11 protein-coding genes are annotated in these 17,630 nt (G+C 59.8%); 6 read left to right on the top strand and 5 right to left on the bottom strand.

Translation table 11 applies throughout. The features are described 5' to 3' along the window. Positions 1-32: 32 nt before the first annotated feature. Positions 33-3,821: a YhdP family protein gene (locus tag ACYVDM_RS09825; protein ID WP_415786343.1), complete on the bottom strand. Its 3,789-nt coding sequence runs from the start codon at positions 3,819-3,821 to the stop codon at positions 33-35. 15 nt (positions 3,822-3,836) lie between these two features. On the opposite strand from ACYVDM_RS09825, the gene glnE reads away from it, so the two are divergent. The 3 genes from glnE (at position 3,837) to ACYVDM_RS09810 (ending at position 8,402) form a co-directional block, all read left to right on the top strand. Further along, positions 3,837-6,629: a bifunctional [glutamate--ammonia ligase]-adenylyl-L-tyrosine phosphorylase/[glutamate--ammonia-ligase] adenylyltransferase gene (glnE, locus tag ACYVDM_RS09820; protein WP_415786345.1), complete on the top strand. Its 2,793-nt coding sequence runs from the start codon at positions 3,837-3,839 to the stop codon at positions 6,627-6,629. Positions 6,630-6,692: 63 nt separating this feature from the next. Next, positions 6,693-7,373 carry an epoxyqueuosine reductase QueH gene (locus ACYVDM_RS09815; protein ID WP_415786347.1) on the top strand — a complete coding sequence of 227 codons (681 nt, stop codon included), beginning with the start codon at positions 6,693-6,695 and terminating at the stop codon, positions 7,371-7,373. A gap of 414 nt (positions 7,374-7,787) precedes the next feature. After that, positions 7,788-8,402, top strand: a complete 615-nt coding sequence (locus ACYVDM_RS09810) for an IMPACT family protein (protein ID WP_415786349.1) — start codon at positions 7,788-7,790, stop codon at positions 8,400-8,402. Here ACYVDM_RS09810 and ACYVDM_RS09805 read toward each other — a convergent pair. The 4 genes from ACYVDM_RS09805 to ACYVDM_RS09790 form a co-directional block, all read right to left on the bottom strand. Next, positions 8,399-9,196: a type 2 periplasmic-binding domain-containing protein gene (locus tag ACYVDM_RS09805; RefSeq protein ID WP_415786351.1), complete on the bottom strand. Its 798-nt coding sequence runs from the start codon at positions 9,194-9,196 to the stop codon at positions 8,399-8,401. The two genes, ACYVDM_RS09810 and ACYVDM_RS09805, sit on opposite strands and share 4 nt — an antisense overlap. 372 nt (positions 9,197-9,568) lie before the next feature. Then, positions 9,569-10,342, bottom strand: coding sequence for an ABC transporter permease (locus ACYVDM_RS09800; protein WP_415786353.1), 774 nt, complete (start codon positions 10,340-10,342; stop codon positions 9,569-9,571). Further along, on the bottom strand, positions 10,339-11,337 hold the full coding sequence (locus ACYVDM_RS09795) for an ABC transporter substrate-binding protein (RefSeq protein ID WP_415786355.1): 999 nt from the start codon (positions 11,335-11,337) through the stop codon (positions 10,339-10,341). Before ACYVDM_RS09795 ends, ACYVDM_RS09800 begins: the two co-directional genes overlap by 4 nt. A gap of 166 nt (positions 11,338-11,503) precedes the next feature. After that, complete coding sequence (locus tag ACYVDM_RS09790; RefSeq protein ID WP_415786357.1) at positions 11,504-12,280, bottom strand: ABC transporter ATP-binding protein; 777 nt, start codon at positions 12,278-12,280, stop codon at positions 11,504-11,506. A 373-nt stretch (positions 12,281-12,653) separates the two neighbouring features. Here ACYVDM_RS09790 and ACYVDM_RS09785 point away from each other — a divergent pair, with 373 nt between their 5' ends. The 3 genes from ACYVDM_RS09785 (at position 12,654) to ACYVDM_RS09775 (ending at position 17,560) form a co-directional block, all read left to right on the top strand. Then, entirely contained in the window at positions 12,654-14,315 is a 1,662-nt protein-coding gene (locus ACYVDM_RS09785; RefSeq protein WP_415786359.1) for a Hint domain-containing protein, read from the top strand. Positions 14,316-14,574: 259 nt separating this feature from the next. After that, positions 14,575-15,804 carry a Hint domain-containing protein gene (locus tag ACYVDM_RS09780; protein WP_415786361.1) on the top strand — a complete coding sequence of 410 codons (1,230 nt, stop codon included), beginning with the start codon at positions 14,575-14,577 and terminating at the stop codon, positions 15,802-15,804. 106 nt (positions 15,805-15,910) lie between these two features. Continuing rightward, a complete protein-coding gene (locus ACYVDM_RS09775) occupies positions 15,911-17,560 on the top strand; it encodes a Hint domain-containing protein (RefSeq protein ID WP_415786363.1) in 1,650 nt (549 codons plus the stop codon). Positions 17,561-17,630: the final 70 nt, after the last annotated feature.

The following is a 17,630-nucleotide window of genomic DNA, read 5'->3' as shown; positions in this document are numbered from 1 at the left end:
GTTCAGATCAGAACTACCGACTGTTGCCCTGATCAGTGTTCGATATACTCGTCGGGTGTCGAGTGCTTGGGCGCCGCCTTGGTCTCGACAGGTTCCAACTTCGGGTCATTCCACGAGCCCGTCACCCCATATTCCACCGTCATCGCGTGAGCCAGCGGTTGTTTCAGCAGCCACTGCGTCACGAACGCCCCCAAGCCAATCAAGGGGTTGACCGCCAACGCGGCCGCGACCGCGGCGCCGCTGACATCCAGATTGGGAATCACCACGGCTTTCAGATCCCATTGCTCGGCCACGATGTTCGCATCACCGGCCAACACGATCGTTGCCGCCGGGCTATTGACCTTGAATCCCTCGGTGTGCGCGATCCCGTGACTCAACGCAATATCGCCCACAATCGTGTCAAACGGAAAACCTTCGCGAGCCCAACTCGTCGGATTGAACTCCAGTCTGGCCAAGCGGGACAACGACTGCACAGACAGTAACTCCAACAGGCGCGCGCCGCGCGAATTGACCGTCAGGAGACGCCCCTTGCCCAGACTGATCTGTAATTGACCCTCGATATTGGTCAGACTCTGCGACCAGGGCAGATCGCGCCACGTCAGTTTGCCCGTCACCGTTCCACTGCCGCCAGTGAGGCGATCTTTCAGACCGATACGGTCGACAAAAGCCCCCAAGTCCTTGAACTGCGCCTTGGTGTCGACCGTGAGCCCGCGCTCCGAGCCCTTGAGAAGCCAGTTGCCCGACGCGTCCAGCTCGGCCGACTCGTTGCTAATACGCAGCTTGTCCAGACGCCACAGTTGGCCGCGCTGCATATTAGTTCCCAAGACCTCTAGCGCCCCGACGTCATAGCCATACAAAGAGAGTTGCTCGGCCTGCAAGTCAATCGCGGGAATATCCGAGAGTTCCTCGTCAGGGGACTCCAACGATCCCCCCCGTGATTTTGGGACCTTATCGGGGGAAGATTCTTTCTTGGCAGACGTGTTGCTGACGTCCTGTTGCTTACCAAATGCCAAATGCTTGAATCGTGCCGTCACTTGCCCGGCAATCGCGCCAGAGGCCTCTTGCCAAGACACTGTGCCCGTCGCCTGCCGCGACGTCAGGTTGACCAGCCAGCGTTCAGGCTGCGGTCGCGTTGCCTGCAGCGTCAATTCGTCCAATCCCCAACCGGCCACCTGCAAACGACCCGTCTTCAGATTGATCTTGGTCAACGTCGGTAGTGAATCGGAATCGTGCTTCTCAGCATCCGACGAAGAGGATTTCTGTTCAGGCATCAGCGTTTTGGCTACCCGTTCCCAGGCATCGATATCCAACTCTGGCATCTGTACATCGACAACCATTCCGCTTGCCGGCAGCGTGGCCGGCCGGCTCACGCCCAACGCACCGCGCGCAAAGTAGCCCGCCTGACGCGATGCCCGGTCATGCTCAAGCAGCAATGCGATATTCGAACCCGCGCTGACCGACAATTGATCACGCTTGCCGCCGCCCCCCTGCGCCGCCGCCCATCGCACCTTGAGAGGGAATTCACCCTCCTTGCTCTTGCCCAGAGGCGAGGGAAGATCAATCGCCATCCCGTCCAAACTCGCATCCACCGAGATATCCAGCACGCCGCCAGGGCCATACGCCAAACGCCCGCTGTACGGCGTCTGCCCCGACAAGCGCTCCATGACGGGTTTCTTGACCCAATCCCTCAGGCCAGACGCTGGCAGGGTGCCGTCAAAACGCAGCGCATCCTGGCGACTCTCGAGCTTGCCAGCGATACGCGCCGGCCCACCCAGAAATTCTGTGCGTAACTCGTCCGTGCGCAGTCCCTTCTCCGAAAAATGAAGCTCGCCGCGCAGCTTGCGCAGCATCGGCATTTGCGGCACAAAGCGGAAATCATTGCCAGCAAAGACGATGTCTCCGTCGACCTTGGTTTCCTCTGCGTCGAGCAACGGCACCTCGAGCTTTAGCGGTACCTGCCAAGATCCCGTGCCCTCGGCCTCGTCGAGTGCACCGTCGAGCAAATGGCCCAGTTGATAGTTGGCGGCCAACGCCAAATACGCCGACACGGAGCCCGAGCTCTGCGCCTCGAGATGCAGGGTCGAGTTGTGCTCCATATTGGGAATCGCGGCGGTGATGGCGCCCATCTTCAGGTCATGGCCCTCGCCAGTCCGCGCCGTCGCCCCGCCCGGGCTATCCAGCGACAGACTGACCTTGTCGACGGCAAAATTGCCGGACACGTTCTCCAGTCGAGGCCAGCCCTTTTCTCGCCGACGCGCGGGCGCGTAATCCACGATGGCGTCGTGATAGGCCCCGGCAATTCGAAACTGGCCAACGTCGCCTTCGTCCTCAAAAGGGAAATCGTCCAGATCACCCTGCACGGTCACAGACGCATCCCGCACCTGGCCCTCGGGTAAGCCCTGCGCCAACCATTCACGCGCATCGGCACTGACGGTCAACGGCAGGTATTTGTGAATCGCCGACATGGCGCCACGCACTAGCGTGCCCTGAAAATCCGCGTTGCCTGCGGCCGTCTTGCCCTCGCCTGTCCAACGCCCCTGCAGGCTGACGTCCAGGTCCCGATTCGCCATATTGAACTGACGTACATCAATCACCAGCGGCTGCTGTGCCGGATGACGGACCGTGGCGTCCATGCGGACCGTGTCCGCTTGCAGCAAATCCGTTGCAAAAACGGTGGGTAAATGCGCACCCAGGCCCGTTAGCTCCGCACGCACTGCCAGTCCGTCGTTATTTTCGGTCTCGGCCGGCGACACGTGCTCGCCCTGCACCACACTGCCCGGCGGGCCTTGCACATGAATCGTGCCCGATGCCAAGTGAACGGCCGTGGCGTGATCGGCCGGCACAGCACCTCCGTCCCTCAATCCCTCGGCCGATGTGGTCCCGCGCGCCCGCCAACGCAGTTCGCGCAGCGCAGCATCCGCGGTGACATCGACCACCTTGCCCTCGTCCAGGGTCAGCCAGGCACGTGCCGCCGTCCGGCCCGATATGGCGGGTACCGATAACCACGGCGCCCACGCCTGTGGCTCGGCGTCGTCGAGCTCCGCATACAACTCGCCCGCCCAGCCGGCCGAACCTGCCTGTAATGGGTTTCGCTTGAGATTGCCGCGCACCGTCAGCGCCCGCGCTAGCGCCGCAGGAGGTTCGGCGTTCAGGGCAAAGCGGTGAGACAGCAGACCGTTATAGAAACGCAAACTTACATTATTCAGTACCACCTCGGGCGCCTGCCGCAAGTCGTCCTGCCAATGCACCGTCGCGCCAACCAAGGCCAAATCGCGTTGCGCCGCCAACCACCGAAGCAGCGGTGAACGACCCTTGTCGTCTGCGTCAGAGGTATCCGACAGCGCTTTGAGATCAATGGACTGGCCCGCGATCCAGAGATGATTCGTCGCATCGCGTCGCGCCCACAGTTGCGCCCCATCCACTCGCAGGCTGAGCAGCCGCGGTTCCATCACCAGCACGCTACGCCACCCCAATACCGCCGAAACCGTCGGCAGCGACAGAACCGATTCGGCGTGCGGGTCATCGATCGTCAACGAGGTTAATTGCAGGCTGGGATTCAAGCCGCGCCAACTGGCCTTCAGATGGCCAATCTCGACGCGCGTGCCCAAGGCATCGCTGGCATAGGCTTCGATTTTCGGCCGCCACTGGTCAATATTGGGCAATATCCAATAACGCAGGCCAAGCAACGTCGCGGCCGCGACAAAATAGACGGTGATTCCGCTCCAATAGAGACAGCGGATGACTTTGGTGGATAACGACACAGATCTGTGGGCAGGGAGATCATCTTGGGGTATCGTCCCCTTATACCTGAAACGCGTCATTCCGTCTGCCCTCCCATGTCACCTTCCCTACTCGCCCCCGCGCTCGCCTGGTCTGGCTATCTGCGCCGCCGTGTCGATGCCCGCCCTGATCTGGCCGCCTGGCTGGAAGTCTCCAGCCGTCACCCCGTTACCGCTAATGCGCTAGCCGCGTGGCAAGCCGAGCTGGCGGGCGCCGAGGCCGCAGCCATATTACCCGTGGCACAATGCCGCGAAACCTTGCGCAAGCTGCGCGAGCGCGTGTTCACGACCCTGATGGTGCGCGACCTGGCCGGTCAGGCTACGCTGGAAGAAGTCGTGGGCGCCATGACGGCACTCGCCGACCTGGCCGTGGCCGCCGCCTATCGCAGCGTCGCCGCAGAGTTAGCCGACGTGCACGGCATTCCGCGCGATCCGGCAACAAACGCGCCCCAGGAAATGCTGATTCTGGGCATGGGCAAATTGGGCGGCGGCGAGCTGAACGTCTCATCAGACATAGACCTGATCATGCTGTACGGCGAAGAAGGCGAAACAGACGGACCGCGCCGCATCAGCCATCACGAATTCTATGGGCGCCTGACCCGACGCATGATGCCCGTGCTTTCCGAAGCCGACGCCTATGGCCAGGTCTTTCGCACCGACTTACGCCTGCGCCCCGATGGCGACTCGGGCCCGCCCGCCTGGAGTCTGGATGCGCTGGAGCACTACTTGGTCGCCCAGGGCCGCGAATGGGAACGCTACGCCTGGCTAAAGGCGCGCCTCATTCCGGCACAGGCCTTTCCCGACAGTGACGCATCGGCGCAAGAACGTCAGCTCGAAAGCCTACGCGTACCCTTTGTCTATCGCAAGTATTTCGACTTTGATGCACTAGCCTCGCTACGTGACCTGCGCGAACGCATTCGCCAGGACTGGCAACGCCGCGCCCTGGCGCGCAACGGCATCGATAGTGCCAACAACATCAAACTCGGCGACGGCGGGATTCGCGAAATCGAATTCGTGGTGCAGTTATTCCAACTCGTGCGCGGCGGCCGAATGCCCGCACTGCAACGCCGCGGACTGCTGCAGGCGCTGCACGCCGAATGCGAAGCCGGTCTCATCAGCCCGAACGACACGCAGCGCCTGGAACACGCCTATCGCTTTCTGCGCCGGGTCGAACACACCCTGCAATACCGTGAAGACGAGCAAACCCACCTGTTGCCCGGCGACCCCGAAAAACGCGCGCAATTAGCTGCCGCCCTGGGCCTGAGCACCGATGAGTTCGAGCGCACCCTGACCGAGCATCGCAATTTTGTACAGCAGACGTTTCGTAACGCTTTTCGTCTGGCAGGTATGGGCGATACTGATGATCATCATGCCGACACGGCCACGCCTAGCGCTGCACGCATTGATGCCGACGACGACGATGACGAGCACGATGCCGAAAGCCGCCTGGCCGAGCAAATCAAGCAGGCCTTTGGCGATGATGCCGACGAACCCCTGCGCCGTGCCGAGTCACTGGTAAACAGCCACCGCGTACGCAGCCTGCCGGAAAGCAGCCGACGCCGCCTGGAAGCCCTGCTACCCGCCACCATCCATGCCGCCCGCCAGACCGCCGCGCCGCAACAAGCCGCCGTGCGCCTGCTTGGCTTGATCGAAACCATCGCTCAACGCAGCGCCTACCTGGCGCTATTGGCCGAGTTCCCCGACACCCTGGCACGCGTCGCCCGCATGGTAGCGGCCAGCCCGTGGGCCGCACAGTACCTCACGCAGCACCCCCTGCTGCTGGACAGCCTGATCGACTGGCGCACGCTATTCGAGCCCTTGGATTTCGACCAGATCGCGCGGCAGCTATCCGCCGACCTGGATGCCTGCACCCTGCCCGACGGCGAACCCGATATCGAGCAGCAGATGAACCTGATGCGCGACGTCCAGCGCCAAGCCAGTTTTCAACTCCTGGCGCAGGACCTGGAAGGCCAACTCACCGTCGAGGCGCTCGGCGACCAACTGTCCGCCCTGGCCGATATGCTGCTGGCCGAAACCATACAGCGTGTCTGGCCTCTCGTGAACAAGGATCCCGACGCCAGTCCGAAATTCGCCATCATCGCCTACGGCAAACTGGGAGGCAAAGAGCTGGGTTACGCCTCCGACCTGGACTTGGTCTTTCTCTTTGACGACCCCCGCGAAGACGCCCTCGAGATCTACGCCAAACTCGGCCGTCGTATGACCTCATGGCTATCGACCATGACCTCCTCCGGCCGCCTATACGAAACCGACCTGCGCCTGCGCCCCGACGGCGACGCCGGCCTGCTGGCGGTCTCCGTTGAGGCCTTTGAACAGTATCAACTGCAGCACGCCTGGCCCTGGGAACACCAAGCCCTGACGCGCGCCCGCTACGCCGCGGGCGACACCACCGTCGGTGCTCGCTTCGAGCGCATCCGCGCCGACGTGCTCGTGCAGCCGCGCGACACCGCAAAACTCCGTGACGACGTCCTGGCCATGCGCGACAAGATCAGCGCCGGCCACCCCAACACCAGCGGCAACTTCGATCTGAAACACGACCGTGGCGGTATGGTCGACGTCGAGTTCGTCACGCAATACCTGGTCCTGTGCCACGCCGCCACTCACCGGGTGCTGGTCAACAACCTGGGCAACATCGCGCTGCTGCGCCTGGCCAGCGAAGCCAGCCTGATCCCTGCCGACCTCGCCCAACGCGCGGGCGACGCCTACCGAACCTTGCGGCGCGGCCAACACCAACTCCGCCTGCAAGGCATCGAAAAAGCCCGAGTCCCCCAAGACCAACTACCCGAAGAACGCGCCGCCGTCACCGCCTTGTGGCGTACCGTCCTGGGCTGATCGAACCATCCCTGTCCAAGTCATCGTAAAATAAGGGTTTTTACCGCCCTACCGCTGCCTGCCATGTCTGAATTTGTGCGCCCCAAACTCGATCTGCCCACCGGCCGCCACAAGGTGCTGATGCACTCGTGCTGTGCGCCCTGCTCCGGCGAAGTCATGGAAGCCATGCAGGCGTCGGGCATCGACTATTCGATTTTCTTCTACAACCCGAACATCCATCCGGTCAAAGAGTACGAACTCCGCAAGCAGGAAAACATCCGCTTCGCCGAGGAACATGGCATCGAGTTCATCGACGCCGACTACGACATGGACAACTGGTTCGACCGCGTCAAGGGCCTGGAACACACCCCCGAGCGCGGCGAACGCTGCACGGTCTGCTTCGACATGCGATTCGAGCGCACGGCCCTGTATGCGCATGAGCATGGTTTCGATACGATCACCAGCTCTCTCGGCATCTCGCGCTGGAAAGACATGAATCAGATCAATGGCTGCGGCGAACGCGCGGCAGGCCGCTACGACGATCTGGTCTACTGGACCTACAACTGGCGCAAGGGCGGCGGCTCTCAACGCATGATCGAAATCTCGAAGCGCGAGAATTTCTACCAGCAGGAATACTGCGGCTGCGTTTATTCTCTGCGCGACACGAACAAGCACCGCCGCTCGCAGGGGCGCGATCGCATTCATATCGGCGTGAAGTTCTATGGTAAGGAAGAGCTCGTCGATTTGAGTACCTTGCAGGATTGATGTTCTTGCTTGCTTGCGACGCGATTGGTGTTCTTGCGGGCGTGAGTGCTGCTGACGTAGGGTGTCGCGCTTGGAGCGTTCCGGCGGTTTGCCAATGGGGGGCGCCGACCTAATCAAAACGGCTCGGCCCAACCAGGGGCCTCGGCCCCGCTACGCGGGGCTGCCCGTTTTTCAAAAGGCCGGCGCCCCCCATTGGCAAACCACCGGAACTCACAGTCGTGACAACGCCATGGTCGTTGGCCCGCGACGGGCTGTGATGAACATTTATCGTATCGATGTTCGGCGCGCTGAGAACACCCGAGAATGCGAAACATGATGAGCGGGCGTTCGGCGTAGCGGAAGCATCATGGACGGCCGCGCGTCAAGAACTCCTTCTCGCCGCAATGATCACTCACTCGCCTACAATCGAAAGCTATGAGTGATACGTTAAGTGCGCCCTGTCAGTACGAGGAAGATATCAAGAAGAGCCGCTTCGCGGTTTTTGCTGCGCCGGTGGCCAGCGTGGATGAGGCGATGGCGTTCTTTGCTCGGCATAGCGATCCGGCTGCGACGCACAATTGTTGGGCGTATCGCATTGGGCTGGCGTATCGGTTTAACGATGATGGTGAACCTGGCGGGACCGCTGGGCGACCTATTTTGCAGGCGATTGAGGGCCAGGACCTGGATCGGGTAGTGGTGCTGGTGGTGCGCTGGTTTGGCGGGATTAAGCTGGGTGCCGGCGGACTGGTGCGGGCCTATGGTGGGTGTGCGGCGCAGTGTTTGCGGCTTGGGCCGCGGGTGCCGATCATTGAGACGGTAAGTGTTCAGTGCCGGTGCGATTATGCGGAGCTAACTTTACTGAAGGCGCGTGTTGAGCAGGCGGGAGCCTCGGTTGAGACTGAGCAGTTTGATGGTGAGGGTGCCGCGTTGACGTTGGTGGTGCCGCGTACGGTGGTGGCGGATGTGGAGCGTGTGGTTACCGATATCACGCGTGGGCGATCTCAGTGGACGATTCAGGCACCGTGCCGACTGTGTAGGCGTGCAGATTAACCGCCGTGGCAGTCGGGGACTTCTTGGTCCAGGTAGACGTCGAATGCGACGTCGCGGGCCCATTTTTCGATCATGGTGTTGATGGTGCCTTGGCGGCGCCATTCTTTCATGGTGTCGGTTAGCCAGGTTTTGGTCGCGACGTCGTGGTCAGGGATGAGCCAGACGCGTTCGGCGCGTGGGCCGTTTTCGGACAGGGTGGAGGAGAATTTTTTCCACTCGGGGAATTTCATTAATGGCGCCCAGGTGACGTCGTCGATCAGGCCGATGTCGCAGTTGCCTTCGCGTACGGCGACGAGGGCGTCGGATGGAACGCGGTAGGTACGTACGGTGGTGCCCCATTGTTGGGCGAGTGCCTGGGCCTGAAAGGCGGCGGTGGACATGCAGACGGTGAGGCCTTTGGCGTCTTTCCAATGCTGCAGTGTGGTGTCGCTGCGAATGATGGCTTTGGGGCGTGCGGCGTAGCCGGTGGGAATGGCGGCGATGTGTTGATCGGCCTGCGCGGGTACAGGTTGATCCGTTCGGTGGGTCACGTTTTCGCCGGCAGGGGCTGGCATGTTGTGGGTAGTCAGCCCGGGCGTGCTTTGACCGGCGATGTGATCGCCGATCAGGAGATCGACTTGGCCGGTAGTGAGCGCATTGGCCTGCTGAGCCGGATCGATTTGCACGAGTTTTACGGGCAATCCGAGTTGTTCGCCAAGGCGTTCGGCCATGACGGTGTCCAGGCGTTCCGGCGTACGAATTTTGGCGCCAGCGATGGCTTCGGGTGCGAGGTATGGGATGCCGACGATCAGCATCCCACGTGTGCGTGCCTGCGCGAAGGGGGTAGCTGATCGAGGTGAGGCTGTAGATGCCTGTGCTAAGGAGGCCGCTGATTGAGGTGAGCCTGCGGATGCTGCCGTTGATGAAGCAGGCAGCGGCTCGGCGATCGCTACTGCCACGGCGAATAATAACGACGCCGCCAACGTACTCAACAGAGGTGATTTGATGCGGTGGCGCTGTCCAGGCTGTTTGCCGGTTGGGTAGGCGGCCCTGCCCGCAGTGTGCATTGGTATCGCGTTGGCACGATGCACGGCGGTGGACGCGGTGGGTTGCCGGACACGGGTGCAAGAGGTGGTTAGAACATCCATGGCGTCAGGCGGGCGGGTTTGCTACCCGCCCCTTCCCTTTTAAACGTACTGATAGCGCAGCAAGCGATGCTTGAGGTTTTCGAGGATGAACTGGTCGATCAGGGCCGCGAGGATGGCGATGACCAGGATGTTGGCCATAACACCCGTCATGTCGGCGATTTCGCCGGAGTAGGCGAGCGACCGTCCGAGACCCTGGCCGAACCCGATCAGCATTTCCGCGGAGATCAGGGCGCGCCAGGCGTTACCGAAGGCCAGTTGTGCGCCAGTGATGAGCTCGGGCATGACGGCGGGCAGGTAGACGCGTTTGATCAGGCCCCAGGAGGTTGCCCCCATCACGCGCGCCGCAGAGACGTGGACGCGTTGCACGGATTCGGTGGCGTTCATGACGCTGAGCGCGGCCGGAAAAAATGCGGCCAATGCGACGACCACGATAATGGGCGTGTTGCCAAAGCCCATTACGATCAGGAACAGCGGTACCCAGGCGATGGACGGAATCGACTGCAGGATGACGATGGCGCTGCGCAGGACTTCGCGAAAAAAGTACAGCACCGCTGCGACGAGACCAAAACCTACGCCGGCCAGCAGCGCCAGGCCGTAGCCTGCGCCCAGGCGTCCGAGCGAACCCGCCAGGCTCTGATGAAAGGATGATTCGCCCAATTCGTTGAACAGGCGCTCGACGACGGCGGGCACGCCGGGCATCAGGAAGTCAGGCAATGCCCAGGCGGCGCACTGCCACAGCAACAGAATGAAGACGACGCCAAGCACCCCGGCGAGGTGCTTGCGCAGTCCGGTTACACGAGTAGATGCGCTCAAAGTTTACGAGCCTCTTGCCAGGACAAATCGATGATGCTGGACACGTCGTACGGCTTGCCGTCGCGGGTTTTCAGCGAACCTTGGGCTTGCAGGATATCGGCGATTTCTTGCATGCGCGCCGTGTCTTTGTCGGTCAGCTTGGCCGTGAAGACCTGGGTCTTGATGGCGTCAGTGATGACGGTTTCACGAGGCAATTCGCCTTGCTTGAGTGTTTTGAGCGTGGGCTCGGCGATGAAGTACGACGCGATCAGCTTGGAAGCCTGCTCGGGGTTCTTTTGCAGTAGTTCGATGGCGGCTTTTTGTGCGTCGAGCGCCTTCCATACGTCGTCTTTGCGCTTGTCCAGCACGTCGCCCGAGGTGATCACCACCATGCACGGGAACGGCCAGGCCTGGCCGACTTCGTAGATTTGCTTGACGGGCGCGACCAGTTGCGCGATGCGGTCATACGGCTCGAACAGGAACGCCGCGTCGACGCGTTTGCCGACCAGAGACTGCACGGCGACGGCGGGGCTCACGCCCATGATCGTGACGTCTTCGGGTTTGAGGCTGCCCTCTTTCAGGACGACGCCCTTTAGCACGACGTCGGCGGTGCTACCCTCCTTTTGCGAAGCCAGGGTCTTGCCTTTGAGATCGGCGATCTTGTCAATGCCGGAATCATCACGCACAACCAGCGAGTGGTAGCCTTGTTGCGCGCCACCGACGACCTTCAGGTCGGCGCCTTTCGACGCCCATGCGACGGCGTTGGTAAAGCCCAGTACGCCGATGTCGGCCTGGCCACCCACGATGGCTTTGATCAGGTCAGTACCCGATTTGAATTCGATCAGTTCGGTATCGAGGCCGGCGTTCTTATAGAACTCGCCCTCTTGGGCCACGATGGCCTGGGCATCGTCCATGACGCGCAGATAACCCACGCGGAGTTTCTCGGCGGCCATGGCCGGCGCCGCGGCCAACAATGCCGCAGCCAGTGGCAAAGATAACCATTGTTTAAGTTTCATGAGTGCTCCCAGAGGGGGTATCGGTAGTAGGTTCAACCCTGTCTGACACGTGCGTCCAGCGTGACGCGTCGGGTCGACAGGCGGCAGTCATAAAAAAGTCGATGTGCTCGGCTTAGGGGTGGTTCAACACGCAGCGGCGGGATCAGCGCGGATGACCCGAGGCTGATCAGGCCGCCAATGCGACATTGCCCTCGTCTTTGTCCGCGCTGTCGGTGACTTGGATACCCAACAGGCTGAGGATCTCGCGTTTTTCCGTGGCCAAATCCGACAAGTCGTGCGTCTTTCGACGTTGCGTCAGGTTGAATTCGCGCAGTACGCGGGCCGGACGGGCGCTGAACACCACGATACGATCGGCCAGGAACAGCGCCTCGTCGACGTCGTGGGTCACCAACAGCACCGTGGGCTTTTCTTGCTGGATGAGTTGGCGCAGGACATCTTGCAGACTCAGGCGCGTCAGGGCGTCCAGCGCGCCAAAGGGCTCGTCCATCAGCATCGTCTGGGGCTGGGCGATAAATGCCCGCGCCAATGCGGCACGCTGGCGCATGCCGCCCGACACCTGCTGAGGATAGTAGTTCTCAAATCCCGCCAGTCCGACGCGCTCCAGCCAGGCGACGGCTTTTTCGCGAGCCTGGGCGCGAGCGACGTTCTGGAACTCCAGTGCCAGTGACACGTTGTCGCGCATGGTCAGCCAGGGGTACAGCGCGTGCTCTTGGAATACGAGGGTACGACTGGGGTGCGGACCGGTGACGGGCTTGCCGTCGGCGAGCACGCTGCCACGCGTGGGGTTTTCCAGGCCTGCCGCCATGTGCAGCAAGGTCGATTTGCCACATCCCGAGGGGCCTACCAATGCGACTAACTCGCCCATTTTGAATTCACTGGAGAACCCGTCAACAACGTGCAGTGCACCGAAGTCTTTGTGGACATGGTCGAAAGTCAGATTCATAGAGCGGGCTCGCGCACAACGTGCTTAAAAAACATAGCCCTAATCTAACAATTCGCTATATGAATCCAAACTATATTTTAATCATTGAATCATTACTTTTAGTTATATAAATATCGCATCCTCAGGTGAGATATCGAACACCCATAGCCGCGTGATCGGTTTTCACGATGCCTTCGGCATTGATTTTCAGCAAAAAATACAACAATAAATATCAATATTAAGAAATTAATAGGACTTTTAACGTAATTATTGATTGAATTTCTTTGTATTGTGAGCCATATTTAGACTTCAAGTGACATTTAAAGTTATTTGGAAAGTTTTCAACGGTTGCAGCTTTCCCCTTTCTTGTTTTCCCTCTTGGAGCGCGAATTCAATGGCTACAGTCTCGATTACGATACCCAACGGCGATTCCAAAATCGTCAAACCCGACGATTCCCATGGCGTCAACAACGATGACACGATTGACTTAACCCTGGAGGGCAGCAATCAACTGACGGTTGAGCACCTGCAAGTGCACCTCCACGTTGTGACCTCTGAAGCAGGTACCGGCGAAAGCGTCATTACCTCTGCACAGGACTCGGATCTCTCCATTCGCCACGTCCAACTGAATAACGGTCAAACCCTCAAGTACAACGTCGACCACGAGTCGTCGCTGACGTATAACGCCAAGGCGGACCAACTCGACGCGCTGGAGTCGAGCACGTTTCATTTCATGGGCACAACCGAGGGCGGTGACCCCGGTGCCGCCATTAAGCTCGTGCTGCCTCAGCCACTGGACACGGACATTAATCCCTCTATCACGAATTTGCAGCCCGGCGACTCGCTTTTGATCGAAATCGATGACGGTAGTGGGACGCCCATCGTACCGGCACACTATCAGTTCAATACTCAGCCAAGCGGCGTTCAGTTGCGTTTCTTCGACAGCGAAGACAACGATCTGGTGTATTTTGACCTGCCCGAGGGTTTCAACCAGGACCTCACATACGAAGTGGACTCGAATGGCAACTTCGTCGTCGGTTGCTATTTGCGCGGCACACACATCGCCACACCCGAGGGCGAAAAACTCGTCCAGGACCTGCAGCCCGGCGATCAAGTGCTGACCGCCAGCGGTAGCGTCGCCACCGTGAAATGGCTGGGGCATCGCACCATGTACGCCAGTCGCATTCCCGCCAATCACGCCATTCGCGCGTATCCGGTATGCATTGCAGCCGGGGCACTTGCGCCCAATGTGCCCACGCGAGATTTATACGTGTCGCCCGGCCATCATATGTACTTTGACGGCAAGCTGATTCCCGCCATGCTGCTGGTCAATGGCAAAACCATTACGCAGGATTTCTCTCGCCACGCGTTCGAGTACTTTCACGTCGAGTTGGATCGATTCGATATCCTGCTGGCCGAAGGCGCGGCTGCCGAGTCCTATGTCGATACGGGCAACCGTTCGACGTTCGAAAACGTGAAGACAGTCTCGATGCTCGCGGACTTTGGACCTGCCGAGGGTCGCCCTTCTATCGATGGCATCCAGATCGCCCGATCCGGGCCCGCGGTCGAGGCCGTGCGCAAGCATTTACTCAAGCGCGCCGCGGCGATCACGAAATCCACGCGCGTCAATGATCCCGATCTAAAAATTTCCGTCAACGGCCAGGAAATCTTGCCCGAGCTCGCCGGCCAGACCGAAGGGGTGATGCGCTTTGTCTTGCCGTCGGGTGTCCAGGCCAGCGATCTGCACATCGTGTCGCGCTCGGCCGTCGTCCGTGAAACCACGTGGCATGCCCGGCGTGATCTACGACGCGTCGGCGTCGCGCTGGCCAGCATCACCATCGAAGACGCCACGGGCCGACGCGAGATCAATGTGCAGGATAAGCGCTTGCGTGGGCTGCAACCGTCGCAGGACGTCCGCGGCGTCATCATGCGCTGGACTACGGGGAACGCGATTATCCCCGCCACGCTGCATGCCATCGAAGGCCCGGCCGTGCTCGAGCTGGATGTGCGGCGTACGTATTCGTATTGGGCGCCCGCGCAAAAGCGCGCCGCGTAGCCGAACAGTCATCTGATTGACATCTGATTGACGCCGTACTGACATCTCACACGGCGCCGCGGCCCCGGGCCGCTGCAGACGACCAAGTTACTCGTTCATTGAGTAGCCCAAGACACTGCAGCGGCCCAAGCGACCTTAGCTACCCGTCGGCGATAAACGCTCGCTAAACGGCTGCGCCCGTTATCATGCGTTACCACTTGCAAGACATAGAACAGCGCGTTTCCCTAAGCCTACTCAACCTAGCGGATGCCTTCTTGTCATGACCCAGTTCATCTTGGTAAGCGACGAAAACATTACATTCGATTCCTCGTTCTCCCCTGAGGACGGCATTGCCGATATTGCATTCCAAAAATCCAACACGGTCACGGTTGACGATATTGATCTCACCATTAACCTCGACGCGACTCATGGCGACGAAACAGGGCTGCCCGCACCAGCACAGACCACCATCAACGCCGTCAACGATGCCAACATCGTCATTGATTCCGTGATTGGCTACGAGCGGGATGGCGCGAGTCTCACGCTGAACATCAGCGACACATCGTCGATTTTTTACAACGCAACAAACATCAGCAATCTAGACGATTTTGACAAAGTGACCGTGAATTTCACGGGCGACGATGGCGCCGGGTTGTTCAAGCTGCAACTTCCGCCCGAAAGCGTTTATCGCAGCGCCACCCTGTCCGGGCTCTCGAACGGAGATTCGCTCATTATCGAGCCATACGGTTCCGCAACGGGCATTGGTCGCGTAAATTGGGATGCGGCAAATAGCGAATTGCATATCGACGTCCTCGAGCCAGACGGCTCATTGCGACCAGCCTTGACTTTCAAGGTCGAGGGTGACATCCCGGCGGACGCGACGTTTGAGAATGTAGGAAACGGCCAGGTCACCTTCAAGTCACCGTGCTATCTGCGCGGTACGCATATCGCCACATCCGAGGGTGAAAAACGCATCGAGGACCTGCAAGCCGGTGATCAGGTGCTTACCGTCAGTGGACGGCTCGCCACGGTGAAATGGGTGGGCTACTTCAAGCTGCACAGCAATCGCATCCCTGCTCAACATGCAACCCGTGCCTATCCGATATGCTTCACGGCCGGCGCGCTCGCGCCCAATGTTCCTACGCGAGACCTGTACGTGTCGCCTGGCCATCATATGTATTTTGATGGCAAGTTGATCCCTGCCCTGCAGTTGGTCAACGGCAAAACCATTACGCAGGATTTCTCGCTACGTGCGTTTGAGTACTTTCACGTCGAGCTGGATCGATTCGACATCATTCTGGCCGAGGGCGCGGCGGCGGAGTCCTATGTTGATGCCGGCAATCGCTCGGCATTCCAGAACGTGAACATCGACTCGATGCTGGCAGATTTTGGTCCTGCCAAAGGCCGCCCCGTCATCGATGGCATTAAAGTCGTGCGCGCCGGCTCCGTCGTTCAGGCCGTACACCAGCGCTTGCTCGAGCGTGCCGAGGCACTGAAACTCGCCGTGTAAGCACGCGCACGACAACGGCTAATGCCGCTATCTTGCGTTACCCCCTGCAAGACATAGAACAGCGCGTTTCCCTAAGCCCACTCAACCTAGAGGATGCCTTCTTGTCATGACCGATTACTCGTTAAGACCCGACGAAGACCTCACGCTCGATGCCTCGAGCGACCCGTTCGCGAACATTACACCTCACGGACCCAACACGATTACCGTTGATGGTAGTGATATCTACATGAACCTCGATGGCACCTCTGGGGAATTCATCGGCGCCTTTCCGGTGACGACTATCAACGCCACCAACAATGCCAATGTCGTCATTGAACAATTGACTGGTTACTCGATAGACGAGACGAGTCTCACGCTGAATATTGACGACACCTCCTCGCTTTCTTATGGCACGAAAGACTTCAATCAAGAGGCCTTCAGCAGGACGACTGTTAATTTCACGGGTGATGGCGGTGGGATATTCAAGCTCCAGCTTCCGCCCGAGAATATTCCTGACGGTGCCATATTGACCGGGCTCTCGAATGGCGATGCGCTTTATGTTGACGCGCTGGATCCAGAGACAGGAATACAATATAAGGTTGACGTAAATTGGGACATGTCAAATCGCCAATTGTCTATCGCTTCCATCGACCCGAACGGCAATGTGCGATCACACGTGACTTTCAAAGTTGAAGGTGAGATCCCACCTGACGCGATATTCGAGGACCTTGGAAACGGCAGAATCACCTTCAAGTCACCGTGCTATCTGCGGGGCACACACATCGCCACACTCGAGGGTGAAAAGCCCATCGAAGACCTGCAGCCGGGCGATCAGGTGCGCACCGTCAGTGGACGAGTCGCTACCGTGAAATGGGTGGGCTATTTCAAGCTGCACAGCAATCGTATTCCCGCCCCACATGCAATTCGTGCCTATCCGATATGCATCACGGCCGGCGCGCTCGCGCCCCGCGTTCCTACGCGAGACCTGTACGTGTCGCCCGGCCATCATATGTACTTCGACGGCAAGCTGATCCCCGCCTTGCTGTTGGTCAATGGCAAAACCATTACGCAGGATTTTTCTCGACGAGCGTTCGAATACTTTCACGTCGAGCTGGATCGGTTCGATATTATTTTGGCCGAAGGCGCCGCGGCGGAGTCCTATGTTGATGCCGGCAATCGCTCGGCATTCCAAAACGTGAACGTCGACTCGATGTTGACGGATTTTGGTCCCGCCGAAGGTCGCCCTGATATCGATGGTATTCAGATTGCCCGATCCGGCTCCGCCGTCGAGGCCGTGCGCAAGCATTTGCTCAAGCGTGCTGCGATGCTGACGCGCTCCACTCGCGTCAATGATCCCGATCTGAAAATCTCCGTCAACGGCCAGGAGATCCTTCCCGATATTGCCGGCCAGACTGAAGGGGTAATGCGCTTTGTCTTGCCCTCGGGCATCCAGGCGAGCGATCTGCACATCGTGTCGCGCTCCGCCGTCGTGCGTGAAACCACATGGCATGCGCGACGTGATCTACGACGCATCGGTGTCGCCCTGGCCAGCATCACCATCGAAGACGCCAGGGGCCGACGCCAGATCAATGTGCAGGATAGGCGCCTGCGTGGTCTGCAGCCGTCGCAAGATGTTCGCGGCGTCATCATGCGCTGGACTACGGGGAACGCGATTATCCCCGCCACGCTGCATGCCATCGACGGGCCGGCGGTGATCGAACTGGATGTGCGGCGTACCTATTCGTATTGGGCGCCCGCGCAAAAACTCGCCGCTTAACTGAATAGACAACGCTCGCTAAGCGGCTGGACCGTTATCGTGCGTTGCCACTTGCAAGACATAGAACAGC

It is taken from the genome of Bordetella tumulicola (assembly GCF_054779135.1).
This window is presented reverse-complemented; position numbering and strand designations above follow the sequence as displayed.